Annotated in this window: 9 protein-coding genes and 1 rRNA gene (1 of these 10 cut by a window edge); 5 read left to right on the top strand and 5 right to left on the bottom strand. The window is 40.2% G+C overall.

All coding sequences use genetic code 11. The annotated features are described in order from the left end of the window. Positions 1-7 precede the first annotated feature (7 nt). On the top strand, positions 8-1957 hold the full coding sequence (locus IGI67_RS06630; protein ID WP_429957185.1) for a glucose PTS transporter subunit IIA: 1950 nt from the start codon (positions 8-10) through the stop codon (positions 1955-1957). 210 nt (positions 1958-2167) lie between these two features. Here IGI67_RS06630 and IGI67_RS06625 read toward each other — a convergent pair whose 3' ends face one another. Next, a complete protein-coding gene (locus IGI67_RS06625) occupies positions 2168-3019 on the bottom strand; it encodes a MurR/RpiR family transcriptional regulator (RefSeq protein ID WP_207110183.1) in 852 nt (283 codons plus the stop codon). A 142-nt stretch (positions 3020-3161) separates the two neighbouring features. On the opposite strand from IGI67_RS06625, the gene IGI67_RS06620 reads away from it, so the two are divergent. After that, the gene (locus IGI67_RS06620; protein ID WP_429957184.1) at positions 3162-3797 is read left to right on the top strand and encodes a VTT domain-containing protein; all 636 of its coding nucleotides are present in this window, start codon (positions 3162-3164) and stop codon (positions 3795-3797) included. Between the two features lie 48 nt (positions 3798-3845). On the opposite strand, the gene IGI67_RS06615 is transcribed toward IGI67_RS06620, so the two are convergent. From IGI67_RS06615 to IGI67_RS06600, 4 genes are all read right to left on the bottom strand, one after another. Next, the gene (locus IGI67_RS06615; RefSeq protein ID WP_429957183.1) at positions 3846-4640 is read right to left on the bottom strand and encodes a metallophosphoesterase; all 795 of its coding nucleotides are present in this window, start codon (positions 4638-4640) and stop codon (positions 3846-3848) included. 84 nt (positions 4641-4724) lie between these two features. After that, positions 4725-5732 (bottom strand): LacI family DNA-binding transcriptional regulator, encoded by a 1008-nt coding sequence (locus tag IGI67_RS06610; RefSeq protein WP_207110186.1) that lies wholly within the window; start codon positions 5730-5732, stop codon positions 4725-4727. Positions 5733-5758: 26 nt separating this feature from the next. Next, positions 5759-6418: a beta-phosphoglucomutase gene (gene pgmB, locus IGI67_RS06605; protein ID WP_207110187.1), complete on the bottom strand. Its 660-nt coding sequence runs from the start codon at positions 6416-6418 to the stop codon at positions 5759-5761. Beyond that, on the bottom strand, positions 6411-8696 hold the full coding sequence (locus IGI67_RS06600; protein ID WP_429957182.1) for a glycoside hydrolase family 65 protein: 2286 nt from the start codon (positions 8694-8696) through the stop codon (positions 6411-6413). The genes pgmB and IGI67_RS06600 overlap by 8 nt, the downstream gene beginning before the upstream one ends. Positions 8697-8918: 222 nt before the next feature. Here IGI67_RS06600 and IGI67_RS06595 point away from each other — a divergent pair, with 222 nt between their 5' ends. The 3 genes from IGI67_RS06595 to IGI67_RS06585 all read left to right on the top strand — a co-directional run. Next, entirely contained in the window at positions 8919-11102 is a 2184-nt protein-coding gene (locus IGI67_RS06595) for a PTS transporter subunit IIBC (protein WP_429957181.1), read from the top strand. Positions 11103-11150: 48 nt separating this feature from the next. Further along, on the top strand, positions 11151-11942 hold the full coding sequence (locus IGI67_RS06590) for an endonuclease/exonuclease/phosphatase family protein (RefSeq protein ID WP_429957180.1): 792 nt from the start codon (positions 11151-11153) through the stop codon (positions 11940-11942). A gap of 422 nt (positions 11943-12364) precedes the next feature. Then, positions 12365-13232 (top strand): 16S ribosomal RNA (locus IGI67_RS06585); it runs 691 nt beyond the window's last position.

The raw sequence follows: 13232 nt of genomic DNA, 5'->3' as shown, positions 1-13232 counted from the left end.
AAGAACTATGGCGAAAGAAGAATTAACCTTAAACCAAATTGCTAAAGAAATCTATGATGGTGCCGGAGGGATGGAGAACGTTCAGAGTGTCGTTCATTGTATGACACGTGTGCGGATGAGCGTTCGTGATGACAGTAAAGTTGATCAAGCGAAATTAAAAAGCATACCAGGTGTACTTGGAGTAGTGGATGATGAACAACTACAGGTAATCATTGGACCTGGTAAAGTTAACAAAGTTGCCAAAGAAATGGTCGACATTGCTGGTGTTGAACTGGGAGAAGAACTGCCGCAGGGTTCTGGTAAAGACAAAGTCAATGCCAAAGCGGCTGAAATGAAGGCCGCTCAAAAAGCTAAGCAAAAAAATTCACCTCTTAAAGCAGTTTTAAAAGATATTTCTAATATTTTTGTACCAATGATTCCAGCGTTTGTGGGGTCAGGATTAATCGCTGGTGTTGCAGCAGTTATGACGAACTTAATTACGGCTGGTACAATCGATGCTGCGACATGGCAGCAATTTGTCGATGTTTTAAACATTTTGAAAAATGGAATGTTTAGCTATTTAGTTATCTTTACCGGCGTGAATGCTGCACAAGTTTTCGGTGCGACTCCTACACTTGGTGGTGTTATCGGAGCAGTTGTTCTACTAACGGGAATGAATCCCGAGGCTCCAATCAAAAATTTATTTACAGGTGATACCTTAGCCGCTGGTCAAGGCGGAATTATTGGAGTTATCTTTGCTGTCTGGTTACTATCGATCGTTGAGAAGAAATTGCATCGAATCATTCCAGATGCAGTGGATATCATCATTACTCCAATGCTTTCCTTGCTAGTGATCGGTCTGCTTGAAATCTTTTTGATTATGCCATTAGCAGGCTTCATTTCCAACGGCATGGTTGGCGGAATCAACTGGGTACTGTCGGTTGGTGGAGCTTTCTCTGGTTTTGTATTAGGAGCGCTATTCTTGCCGATGGTTATGTTTGGGCTTCATCAAATTTTGACACCGATCCATATTCAAATGATCGGTGAAACTGGAAAAACGTTGTTGTTGCCAATTTTGGCAATGGCTGGCGCAGGTCAGGTAGGGGCTGCTTTTGCCTTGTGGATCAAATTACGCAAGGACAAGGAATTAACTGAAATGATCAAAGGTGCTCTACCGGTTGGTATCTTAGGGATTGGCGAACCGTTGATTTATGGTGTGACATTGCCATTAGGACGTCCATTCATCACTGCCTGTGTAGGCGGTGGTATCGGTGGTGCTGTGATCGGCGCGATTGGCGGTGTTGGTGCAATTGCAATTGGACCATCAGGTGCAGCATTGATCCCATTGATCGCTAACGGTCGTTGGTGGGGCTATGTCCTTGGCCTACTCGCTGCTTATATCGGCGGATTTATTGCTACTTATTTCTTTGGTATCCCCAAAGATAAATTAGCTGAACAAGAATTGGCAGAGGCAACGTTTGAAACAGCAGAAGCAGTAAATACACCCGTCATTGCTCATACAGCAAATATCTTCACAGCAGTAGCCGCTGGTTCGGTTCATCCGTTAGAAGAAGCGGCAGATCCTGTGTTTGCAGAAAAAATGATGGGAGAAGGCTACTTTGTTGAACCGACTGATGGTGCGATTTTTGCCCCAGTGGCTGGTAAAATCTCAACTATTTTTCCAACGAAGCATGCGATCAGCATTACAACCGAAAGTGGGTTAGAAGTTCTGCTTCATATGGGGATCAATACAGTAGAGCTAGACGGGAAGCCATTTGAGGTGCTTGTAACAGAAGGTCAAAGCGTTACTACTGAAACACAGGTAGCTACAGTTGATCTAGCAGCAATCAAGGAAGCTGGTAAGGGGACATCAATGATGGTGTTGATTACCAATATGAATGATGTAGAAACACATGTGCTTGAAAAAACTGGGACAGTGAAAGCTTCTGAGGAAGTCTTCAAAGCAACAACAAAATAGAAAAATAGTAAAGAGCGGGCCAAGTCGGTACCGCTCTTTACTATTTTCACAATACGGGGAGAAGAGAGTTGCTTCTTCCAAATAGCTGTAAGATAACTGATTTTTTAGAGTGGTAATTAAAAAGTGAAAGAATCACTCGTAATGATGATCTCTTGATTCATATATAAATCAAGAAGGACATGAAAGAAATTATTTCTTCCACGTCCTTTTCTAGAAGTATTTTTTTCGATATTCCTGCACGATTGCTCTTGTCGTATATATTTTTTCAGCGTTTTCTTTGTTGCGGCTGATATAGACATAAAATAATAAATCGATCGTAATGAATTGAGCTAAGATTGAATCTGTTGCAGCGCTGCGATATGTGGCTTCGGTAGGGCGCGAAGTCTGGAGACAAACATCTGCTAACTTCGCCAGTGGGTTTTGCCCGAATTGAGTTAAGGTAATAATCGGAATTCCTAAATCCTTTGCCGTCTCGGCCAGTGCGATTAATTCGGAGGTTAAGCCCGAATTAGATACTAACCAAATGACAGACTCCTTTTGATGTAAAATCAGCTGCGGCAGAATAGTATTGTAATCTGGTTCGCTGATAACATTTTTTCCTAAACGACTCCATTTTTGCACAATATCAGTGGCCGCCAGATTAGAAGCTCCAATACCTAAAACATAGCAAAATTCCTTTTCTTCTAGTAGTGTACAGGCTTCTAGAAACTCTCCTTCATTGAATAGAGCTGTTGTTTCATCGATCGTATAGCGGGCGTTACTAGCCAATTTATTTTTTAAGCTGTGAAAGGATTCGTCGTGATCGACATCGCTGTACGTATTATTTCTGCGTTCCTGCATTGTTTCTGCTGAAAGTTCTATTTTTAAATCTGTTAGACTATTAAATCCCATCTTCTTTGAGAATCGAACGACTGTGGGTGCACTAGCTCCAGATGCCTCTGCGATTTCATTCGCCGTCATACTCGCAGCTTTTTCACTATTGTCGCGAATAAAGCAATAAATTTTTTTTTCGGATGCAGACATTTCCTTCTGCATGCTTTTCATATGAGAAAGAACGCTCATTGATTACTCCTTTTGATCTTTTTTATTATTATACCATTTTCCAAATAAAATTTATTTTTTCTATAGAACAGGGAATCAATCTTTCCTTTTTCTTGAAAAGTCGTATGATAAGAAAGAAGTCTTTTCAGAAGGAGTATGGTGTATGGCTTTAATTGATTTTATTTTGCACATTGATGCTCATATGGTGTCAATGGTTCAACAATACGGAGTGGGGATTTATCCAATTTTATTCGCAATTATTTTTATTGAAACAGGAGTCGTTATTTTTCCGTTCTTACCGGGGGATTCCTTTTTATTTGCGGCAGGGGCATTAACGGCCTTAGGGGGAGATGTACTCTATTTGCCCTATGTAATCGGAATTTGTATAATTGCTGCGATTTTGGGTGATATGATGAATTACTGGATTGGGCATACGATCGGGGTCAAGGCATTGTATCATAGTCCGATTTCTCGTTTTATAAAGGAAGATAAGGTAAGAGAAGCGGAAACTTTTTTCAATGAACGTGGAAAATGGACGATCTTTTTAGGACGTTTCATGCCGTTTGTTCGTACGTTCATTCCATTTATTGCCGGCTCTAGTAAAATGAATTGGGGCATTTTTTCAAGCTTCAATATTTTCGGAGCAATTGTTTGGGCAACCGTTGTTAGCTTAGCTGGTTATTTTTTAGGAAATATTCCGATTGTCAGTGAGCATTTTTCTCTGATCATGCTGCTGATTGTCTTTGTTTCACTAGTACCGATCATGCTTCCTTATCTCAAACAAAAAAATCGTGCATAAAAAAGAGTTTGGAGAATTTCCCAAAAGGAATGACTCCGAACTCTTTTTCTATAGATGAAAATATAAAATTTCAGGAATTACTCTGAAACGCAGAGGAGGTCCCGTCGTACCTAAACCAGTATTAACGACTAAACTGGTTTGAGGTGTCAACGCATAGATGCCTTGATCATAAAGCTTTGATCCGAAATTTTTATAAGGAAAGATCGGAAAACGAATTTGCCCGCCATGGCTGTGCCCAGATAGAATTAAATCGAAATGTTCCAGCTGCGGCAGATGTCTGACTTGATCAGGCTCATGAACCATTAATATGGAGAAGTCAGCGTCTGCGGGACATATGGAATAGTTGGGAGTTCCTTCCTGTCCATCATCTATCCCCGTTAAACTTAACTTATCCACCTTCATACTTTGATTATTCAACAGGATGAATTCACCGTCTATCAGCATTTTTTCAACAGCTTCCTGCCCATTGGAACGGTAATCATGATTTCCTAAAATAGCGAATTTTCCTTTTGGTGCCGTGATTCTAGCTAATTGTTGACTGATTGTCGTGCAATCCCGTGCTTGCAAATACTGATAGTTCTCGATCAAATCACCAGTAAACAGAACGATATCAGGTTTTTCTTGATTTAATTTATTAATAATTTTATCAAACCGTTTGGGAGAGTAAAAAGGGGAGAAGTGGCTATCACTAATTTGAGCGATTGTTAATCCTGTTTTTTTACCAGCATTAATAGTCAGTTGTTCATTTTTGATAATTTGAAAGTGCTTTTCGATCAATTGGTAGGTAGAGTAGCGACAATAGATCAGAAAGAGCACTATGAGTAGACCAAAGATTAGAATCATCTATCCACTTTCTTTCTGATTTTTCGTCAGTATATACAAAAAAACGACCTGTCACAAGTTGGACAGACCGCATTTAATGATTATTTAAATCGTACGAACAGTTTCTCTTTGGATCAGATGGTGCGGTACAACCAGCTGAACACCGCTAGATTGTTTCTGATCAATTTGCTCCATCAATTTCTGTGTACCTAGGCGACCAAGATCAGAAATATCAATATCAATCGTCGTCAAGTAAGGATGGACTAACGTTGCGAAAATTGAATTATTGAAGCTGATGACTGAAAGATCATCAGGGACTTTATATCCATGCAATGTCGCCAGCTGAATCATACGTAAAGCAAAAATATCATCAATCACAACTAATGCTGTGGCACCCGTTTCTTTGATCACCTCAGGAAATTGTGTATAGTCTTCGGGCTGAAGCATCGCTAATGGGGAGTGGGTAGGATAGCCCTTTAGCATCATAGCCTCTTGATAACCAAAATAGCGTTCAAAGAATATAACTTCTTGATTGACGTTTGAAACGAATAGAATATTTTTGTGACCTTTATCGATTAAATACTCAGTCGCTTGTTTTCCAAGCAGCTGATTGTCATTGTCAACGTAAACGATATCAGCTTCTCTTTTTGGTGGACGACCAATCAAAGTAAAGGGCACTTGGTTTTGGTATAAATACTCTGCTACTGGATCGTCTTTTTCAGAATAGGCTAAGATGAAGCCGTCGACTTGTTTTTGCCGATGCATCCGGGTAACATTTTCTAACAAAGTCTCGCTGTTATTAGCTGAAGCGACAGCAGTGGTAATTTGAAATTCTGCTGCCGTTTCGTTGACTGCGTTTAACAATTCCAAATAAAGCGGATTGCCTAAGCGCTCACGAGAATCAAGCGGCGGTAGAATAACGCCAAAGGAGTTCGCCCGTTGCTTGCCAAGATTTCGTGCAGTAACATTTGGAAAGTAGCCCATTTCATCCATGATTTTACGAACGCGTTGCTTTGTTTCAATAGAAATACTAGGATGATCGTTGATTACGCGTGAAACAGTAGAAGGAGAGACTTTTGCTTTTTTAGCCACGTCTTTAACTGTAGATACCATCTTTTGCTCTCCTTTCTCATTTATAATTACTTATTCCATTGTTTTTCTAAAAATTCTAAAGTGAGTTCAGCTGTAGAAGCCACCAATGCAATATCATTACCCAGTTGTTCGGAGGTTCCTACTCCTATCGGTAATGCCCCGCTAGCTTTAATAGCAGAAATTCCTGCTTGTGCATCCTCGATCCCAATACATTCCTCAGGCTTTAGTCCAACGATTTGTGCAGCTAAAATGAAAATATCCGGAGCTGGTTTTCCAGCGTTGACCGCTGCCGGATCAGCGATGCCGTCGAAATAGTCGCTCAGACCCATTTGCTTCAATAAAAAAGGACCATTCTTACTCGCTGATGCTAAAGAAATTTTGATGTCAGCATTTTTCAATGCTTTCAGCAAGTCTAAGATGCCAGGATATACATCTTGTGGCGAAACAGCTTGGATCATTTCTACATAATGATCATTTTTTGATTTTGCTAACTGCTTAAATTCTACATCAGAAAAATCTTTTTCGCGACCGCCATAGTTGAGAATTAGCCGCAAAGAATCTTCACGACTAACGCCCTTCAATTTTTCATTAAATTGACGATCAATTGAAATCCCGAGATCATCTGCCAACTTTTTCCATGCTAAGTAATGATATTCTGCAGTATCAGTGATCACACCATCCAGATCGAACAAAACGCCTTTAAACATTTGCTTCCTCCTGTTCCAGTGGGACTGTCAGTGAATCTTCCAAAGAAATTTCCTTCCCATAGAGCATCATAGCTAAGGCAGAACCATCTTTCAAGTCGATTTTCACTTCTTCTTTATTTACGGAGACAAAGATTAGTCTTCCGCGATAATTGATATGGAAGGAATACTGATTCCATTCCTTAGGCAGCAATGGTGCAAAGCTTAAATTACCGCCAGTTGTTTTCATCTGTGCGAAGCCTTGGACGATAGTTAACCAGCTACCTGTCATGGAAGTAATATGCAATCCATCATCAGTATCATTATTATAGTTGTCCAAGTCCAAGCGCGCAGTTCGTTGGTACATCTCCATTGATTTATCAATCAACCCAAGCTCTGCGGCTAAAATAGCGTGGATCGAAGGAGAAAGAGAAGATTCATGGACCGTCATCGGCTCGTAAAATTCAAAGTTCTTGCGTTTTTCTTCTTTAGTGAAATGATCTCCGAAGAAATAAATCCCTTGTAAAACGTCTGCTTGTTTAATAAAACAAGAGCGTAGAATCTTATCCCAAGACCAGTTTTGATTTAGCGGGCGGTCTTCTGGAGACAAATCATTCGCTGACATCAACTCTTTGTCTAAGAAAGTATCGTGTTGAACAAAAATACCTAATTCCTCATCTGCAGGGAAGTACATATGCTCAACTATGTCTTGCCATTTCTCTTGTTCTTTTGAGGAAATAGAGACACTGGTTTGATTTTGGTGTTTTTGATAGCTTTCTAAAGTATATGATAGAACCCAAGCTGCCAGATAGTTGGTATACCAATTATTATTAATATTATTTTCATATTCATTAGGGCCCGTTACACCATGAATCATATATTTTTGTTGACGCTTAGAATAGTGTACACGATCTGCCCAGAAACGAGCAATTTCAGTCAATACTTCTAAGCCTTCATTTTGAATATAGCTGTCATCACCAGTATAAGTCGTATAATTATAAATCGCATATGCAATTGCGCCGTTTCGATGGATTTCTTCGAAAGTAATTTCCCATTCATTGTGGCATTCGACACCAGTAAAGGTAACCATTGGATATAATGCTCCATTAAGTCCCTGTTGGCGAGCATTATGTTGCGCTTGCGGTAACTGATTGTGGCGGTATTTTAGTAAATTTTTAGTTATTCCTGGATCAGAAATTCCTAAATACATTGGGACAGCGTATGCTTCAGTATCCCAATAAGTTGCCCCACCGTATTTCTCACCAGTGAAACCTTTTGGCCCAATATTTAACCGTTCATCTTCACCATAATAAGTAGAAAACAGTTGGAAGATGTTAAACCGGATACCCTGCTGTGCTTCATCGTCTCCGCCAATCAAGACATCTGCTAAGGCCCAACGATTTGCCCAAGCGGCATTTTGTTCAGCTAAAAGTTCTTCAAAGGAATCGTTGTATTCCGTTAATAATGCGATAGCCTTTTTACCTTGTTCTGATTCAGGGATATCTCGACTGGTCAATACCACCACTCGTTTTTCTAATTGAATTGATTGTTGAGGCTTCAAGTCAAACGTGAAAGTCTCAGAAACTTCCAAATTATCGTCCTGCTGCAGACCGATTGAAGGACCAATATGTTTCATTGCACCTGTAACTGAAAATTGTTCGATTCCAAAATTATTGGGAATTGTTTGAGCTGTTAAAAAACTGCTCTCTTCTTGATGTCCACGGCCTTTTTCTAACCAAAACATTTCTTCATAATTACTGTCTTCATTCTGTACATTGTTATCAAGCTTGGAAACGACTTTTAGTTCAGCCTCGCCAGATAAGCTCTCAGCAGTCAGTCTTATCACAGCGAGTTCTTGTTTTACGATACTCAAAAAGCGTTCAAAAGTAAAACGAACCTTTGTGACACCAACTATTGCCACGAAAGAGCGAGTAAGAACCCCATTTTCCATATTTAACTCTAAATCAAAATCCTCAAATTGCGTGGTTGTCAGGTCGATCTCGTGTCCATTCACAAATAACTTCATTTGAATAAAATCAAGAGCGTTGATGACTTTTCCAAAATATTCAGGATAGCCATTTTTCCACCAGCCGACACGAGTTTTATCAGGGTACCAAATTCCGGCCAAGTAGGTTCCTTGATGATGATCTCCGCTATAACTTTCCTCAAAATTACCACGCATACCCATGTAGCCATTACCTATACTAGTTAATGATTCCTGAAGACGACGATTTTCTTTATCTAGCTTAGTAGTTCGAATTTTCCAAGGGTCAATTTCAAAAAGACGTTGCACTTTTTTCATGATAGTCCTCCTTATGTTTTCTTAGCACCATCATATACGCAACCGATTGCACAAGTCAAGCGTTAGAAATAAAAAAATACAAATCAACAGATATAGAGAGAAAAACTATTTTTTAAATAAAATCGTTGAAAGAGTTTACAAGAAAAGAAAATGAGTATATAATGCAAATCAGCGAAACCGATTGCGCAAATTATGTGAATCAAAATTTAGGAGGAAGAAAGTATGAAGGGAATCAAAAAGATTTTTAGTTTTGAGTTTTGGCAAAAATTTGGGAAAGCGTTGATGGTGGTAATTGCGGTAATGCCAGCAGCAGGTTTAATGATCAGTATTGGTAAGTCCTTACCATTGATTAACGAAAATCTAGGATGGCTAGTTACCACTGGCGGCGTCGTCGAGAATATTGGTTGGGCTATCATTGGCAATCTGCATTTGCTTTTTGCATTGGCAATTGGGGGAAGCTGGGCGAAAGAACGAGCTGGGGGCGCTTTTGCGGCCGGGCTATCATTTATTCTAATTAATCGAATCACTGGCTCGATCTTCGGCATCACTTCAGAAATGTTAGCTGATCCAAATGCAATGACGCACACGCTATTTGGCCAAAAAATCATGGTCAATGGTTATTTTACGAGTGTATTAGAAGCACCTGCGTTGAATATGGGCGTATTTGTTGGGATTATAGCTGGATTTGTCGGAGCGACAGCTTACAATAAATATTACAATTTCCGGAAGCTGCCAGAAGTATTGACTTTCTTCAATGGAAAACGATTTGTTCCTTTTGTAGTAATTTTGCGTTCAGTTATCGTAGCTTTAGTATTGGCACTAATTTGGCCTGTTATTCAAACAGGGATCAACGATTTTGGTAAATGGATTGCAAATTCTCAAGATACTGCACCAGTATTGGCGCCATTCTTATATGGTACACTTGAACGATTACTTTTGCCGTTCGGACTGCATCATATGTTGACCATCCCGATGAATTATACACAATTGGGCGGAACTTACGATATCTTGACAGGGGCACAGGCAGGAAGCCAAGTGTTTGGTCAAGATCCATTATGGTTAGCATGGGCAACTGACTTAGTCAATTTAAAGAATGGCGGAGACATGTCTCAGTATAAAGAAGTATTAACTCAGTGGACACCAGCACGTTTCAAAGTCGGACAAATGATTGGTTCTTCCGGGATTTTGATGGGATTAACTTTGGCGATGTATCGTAATGTCGACCCAGACAAAAAGAAAAAATATAAATCAATGTTTCTTTCTGCGGCAGTAGCGGTATTCCTTACAGGAGTAACAGAACCTTTAGAATTTATGTTTATGTTTGTTGCAGTGCCACTGTATGCTTGCTACGCAGTGATTCAAGGGGCTGCCTTTGCGATGGCTGACTTGATCAATTTAAGAGTACATTCATTTGGGAACATTGAACTGCTGACTCGAGTGCCTATGGCATTACGTGCAGGATTAGGTAATGACTTGCTCAATTTCGTATTAACGAGTATTGCTTTTGGTGTATTTACTTATTTCTTTGCAAATTTCATGATCAAAAAATTCAATTATGCAACACCAGGAAGAAATGGGAATTATGAGGTTGATAGTGAAGAAGCCGTAAGTGAAACAACAGACGGAACGGTTTCAGCGGATTCACAAATCGTGAAGATCATCAACTTATTAGGTGGACCACAAAATATTACGGATGTTGATGCATGTATGACTCGCTTGCGGGTAACGGTGGCAGATAAAAATGTCGTTGGCGGCGAAGAAGACTGGAAAAAGGCTGGAGCAATGGGACTTTTGGTTAAGGATAATGGAGTGCAGGCAGTTTATGGTCCTAAGGCAGATATTTTAAAATCCGATATTCAGGATTTATTGGATTCGGGTGTAGCGATACCTTCAAGTGCGCTTCAAAATGATTCATCTGAAGTAGAAAAAGCAAGAGCAGTTTTTAAAGGAATGCACGCTGATTTTGTTGCGCCAGCCAATGGTGAGCTGATTCCGATCGATCAAGTACAAGATGAAGTGTTCTCACAAAAAATGATGGGAGAAGGTTTCGCGGTTGTTCCAGAAAATGGAGAGATAGCAAGCCCGATTACAGGAACGATTGTTTCGATCTTCCCAACGAAGCACGCTATCGGAATAAAAACAGAGGATGAGATTGAAGTGTTGCTTCACATGGGAATTGACACGGTCAATCTAGGAGGCGAAGCTTTTGAGATCAAAGTTCGTGAAGGCGAAAAGGTAAAAGCGGGTAAAATTGTGGCAACTGCCGATTTGGCGAAGATTCGAGAATCAGGTAAACTAACAACAATGATTGTGGTGTTTACAAATGGTGATAAGATTGAAGATTATCATTATGATAAAACAGGGCTCGTTTCTCGCGGGGAAACAGTTGGGACAATCGATTATTAAAGTGAGGCGAGAACGATCAAAGTACTAACCTTAAACACGCATAGCTGGATGGAAGAAGATGGTCAAAAGCAAATTGAAGTTTTGGCAAAAAAAATCATTAAAGAAAAATATGATTTTATTGGTTTACAAGAGGTGAATCAGCTAATAACGAGTTCTGTGGCAAAGTTAGATAATCATTTTCAACCGACGATAGAACAACAGGCTATTCATCAGGATAATTTTTTGTTTTGCTTAACTGAACGGCTAAAGGAGTTAGGCTGTCACTATTATTGGAGTTGGGGCTACAATCATATTGGTTATGATATTTATCATGAAGGGATTGGGTTGTTGTCGAAGACGCCATTAAAGGTGGGAAATCACTTGATCTCGGAAAGCTCTGATCCGGCAGATTATCATACGAGAAGTCTAGTGATTGGTGAAACTAAGATTAACGGGCGAAAAATAAGAATAATAAGTAGTCATTTTTCATGGTGGCAGGATGATGAAAAAGCCTTCGCTTTTGAGTGGCAGGCATTAGAAGAAATATTGATGGAAAAGCAAAGCTCTCTTATACTTATGGGCGATTTCAATAATGATGCTAAAATAAATGATGAAGGTTATGACCTAGTGAAAGAAAGCTCGTTGAAACTGCAAGATGCTTTTGTTGTGGCTGAAAATACAGTCAATGAATATACAGTAGAAGAAGCAATTGATGGATGGGCCGGGAATGTTGCTAAACTACGGATCGACTATGTTTTTACATCTCATGATTTTAAGGTGGAGAGCTACAAAATAGTTTTTGATAATGAAAATGAACCTATGATCAGTGATCATTATGGAGTGGAAGTAGTGATGGACTAGCATTTTGCTAGTCCATTTTCTGTTTATATGAAATTTGACTGAAAAAACCTGAAAAGTGTTTGACATTATTTTTCAATATGGTAATATCAATAACGTTGCTGAAACATGTTGATTTGACAACGAAAATAATTGTTGACAAGTGTTTTTTTGAATGTTATTATTTCGAAGTTGTCATTTAAGTTTCAAAACTTTTTCAAGGATTAGTGAAAAAGTTGTTGACATTCACTCGGCAACCTGTTAAGATATAAAAGTTGCTGAAACAAAGCAACAAACAATGTAGACCTTTGAAAACTGAACGAATAAAACAAACCAAATGTGTAGGGCGTTTCTATTTTAATAGAAACAAACAACATAGCAAGCAATATGCTAGCAAGTCAATTAATACAATTGAGCTTAACAGTTTAACGACTGTTTCAAACACTTTATATGAGAGTTTGATCCTGGCTCAGGACGAACGCTGGCGGCGTGCCTAATACATGCAAGTCGAACGCTTTTTCTTTCACCGGAGCTTGCTCCACCGAAAGAAAAGGAGTGGCGAACGGGTGAGTAACACGTGGGTAACCTGCCCATCAGAAGGGGATAACACTTGGAAACAGGTGCTAATACCGTATAACAATCGAAACCGCATGGTTTCGGTTTGAAAGGCGCTTTTGCGTCACTGATGGATGGACCCGCGGTGCATTAGCTAGTTGGTGAGGTAACGGCTCACCAAGGCAACGATGCATAGCCGACCTGAGAGGGTGATCGGCCACATTGGGACTGAGACACGGCCCAAACTCCTACGGGAGGCAGCAGTAGGGAATCTTCGGCAATGGACGAAAGTCTGACCGAGCAACGCCGCGTGAGTGAAGAAGGTTTTCGGATCGTAAAACTCTGTTGTTAGAGAAGAACAAGGATGAGAGTAAAATGTTCATCCCTTGACGGTATCTAACCAGAAAGCCACGGCTAACTACGTGCCAGCAGCCGCGGTAATACGTAGGTGGCAAGCGTTGTCCGGATTTATTGGGCGTAAAGCGAGCGCAGGCGGTTTCTTAAGTCTGATGTGAAAGCCCCCGGCTCAACCGGGGAGGGTCATTGGAAACTGGGAAACTTGAGTGCAGAAGAGGAGAGTGGAATTCCATGTGTAGCGGTGAAATGCGTAGATATATGGAGGAACACCAGTGGCGAAGGCGGCTCTCTGGTCTGTAACTGACGCTGAGGCTCGAAAGCGTGGGGAGCAAACAGGATTAGATACCCTGGTAGTCCACGCCGTAAACGATGAGTGCTAAGTGTTGGAGGGTTTCCGCCCTT

This window comes from Enterococcus sp. AZ196, from assembly GCF_050498845.1.
Classification (GTDB): Bacteria; Bacillota; Bacilli; order Lactobacillales; family Enterococcaceae; genus Enterococcus_A; species Enterococcus_A murrayae.
This window is presented reverse-complemented; position numbering and strand designations above follow the sequence as displayed.